This is a genomic window from Paenarthrobacter sp. NPDC090517 (assembly GCF_044769165.1).
GTDB lineage: Bacteria > Actinomycetota > Actinomycetes > Actinomycetales > Micrococcaceae > Arthrobacter.
The window spans coordinates 1-1,742 of sequence record NZ_JBIVXN010000015.1 but is presented as its reverse complement, the minus strand read 5'-3'; the positions used below and the strand labels follow the sequence as shown (position 1 = coordinate 1,742).

Here is a 1,742-nt window from a genome sequence, read left to right as displayed (position 1 = left end):
CGCCGTACTGGCACCAGGACACAACCGGTGAAGGCCATGCCAAACAAGTTTGATTCGTTGATATTCCACCCATGAGCACCCACCGCAGAACAGACGCCTGCGCAATGGGCAACACTGACAACCACTTACATATCCGCATGCACGGACACCAGCAGTTGCTAGCAGCTCCTTAGAAAGGAGGTGATCCAGCCGCACCTTCCGGTACGGCTACCTTGTTACGACTTAGTCCCAATCGCCGGTCCCACCTTCGACGGCTCCCCCCACAAGGGTTAGGCCACCGGCTTCGGGTGTTACCAACTTTCGTGACTTGACGGGCGGTGTGTACAAGGCCCGGGAACGTATTCACCGCAGCGTTGCTGATCTGCGATTACTAGCGACTCCGACTTCATGGGGTCGAGTTGCAGACCCCAATCCGAACTGAGACCGGCTTTTTGGGATTAGCTCCACCTCACAGTATCGCAACCCTTTGTACCGGCCATTGTAGCATGCGTGAAGCCCAAGACATAAGGGGCATGATGATTTGACGTCGTCCCCACCTTCCTCCGAGTTGACCCCGGCAGTCTCCTATGAGTCCCCGCCATAACGCGCTGGCAACATAGAACGAGGGTTGCGCTCGTTGCGGGACTTAACCCAACATCTCACGACACGAGCTGACGACAACCATGCACCACCTGTAAACCGACCGCAAGCGGGGCACCTGTTTCCAGGTCTTTCCGGTTCATGTCAAGCCTTGGTAAGGTTCTTCGCGTTGCATCGAATTAATCCGCATGCTCCGCCGCTTGTGCGGGCCCCCGTCAATTCCTTTGAGTTTTAGCCTTGCGGCCGTACTCCCCAGGCGGGGCACTTAATGCGTTAGCTACGGCGCGGAAAACGTGGAATGTCCCCCACACCTAGTGCCCAACGTTTACGGCATGGACTACCAGGGTATCTAATCCTGTTCGCTCCCCATGCTTTCGCTCCTCAGCGTCAGTTACAGCCCAGAGACCTGCCTTCGCCATCGGTGTTCCTCCTGATATCTGCGCATTTCACCGCTACACCAGGAATTCCAGTCTCCCCTACTGCACTCTAGTCTGCCCGTACCCACTGCAGAACCGGAGTTGAGCCCCGGTCTTTCACAGCAGACGCGACAAACCGCCTACGAGCTCTTTACGCCCAATAATTCCGGATAACGCTTGCGCCCTACGTATTACCGCGGCTGCTGGCACGTAGTTAGCCGGCGCTTCTTCTGCAGGTACCGTCACTTTCGCTTCTTCCCTACTGAAAGAGGTTTACAACCCGAAGGCCGTCATCCCTCACGCGGCGTCGCTGCATCAGGCTTCCGCCCATTGTGCAATATTCCCCACTGCTGCCTCCCGTAGGAGTCTGGGCCGTGTCTCAGTCCCAGTGTGGCCGGTCACCCTCTCAGGCCGGCTACCCGTCGTCGCCTTGGTAGGCCATTACCCCACCAACAAGCTGATAGGCCGCGAGTCCATCCAAAACCACAAAAGCTTTCCACCACCATGACATGCGCCAGATGGTCGTATCCGGTATTAGACCCAGTTTCCCAGGCTTATCCCAGAGTCAAGGGCAGGTTACTCACGTGTTACTCACCCGTTCGCCACTAATCCCCCAGCAAGCTGGGATCATCGTTCGACTTGCATGTGTTAAGCACGCCGCCAGCGTTCATCCTGAGCCAGGATCAAACTCTCCGTTGAAGTAAAACAAAACCAAACAGACACAACCACACCCACCGGAAATAACGG

General features: G+C 56.5%; 1 rRNA gene. It reads right to left on the bottom strand.

The window, feature by feature from the left end:
- Positions 1 to 173 precede the first annotated feature (173 nt).
- A 16S ribosomal RNA gene (locus tag ACIQTW_RS21775) occupies positions 174 to 1,694 on the bottom strand.
- Positions 1,695 to 1,742 lie beyond the last annotated feature (48 nt).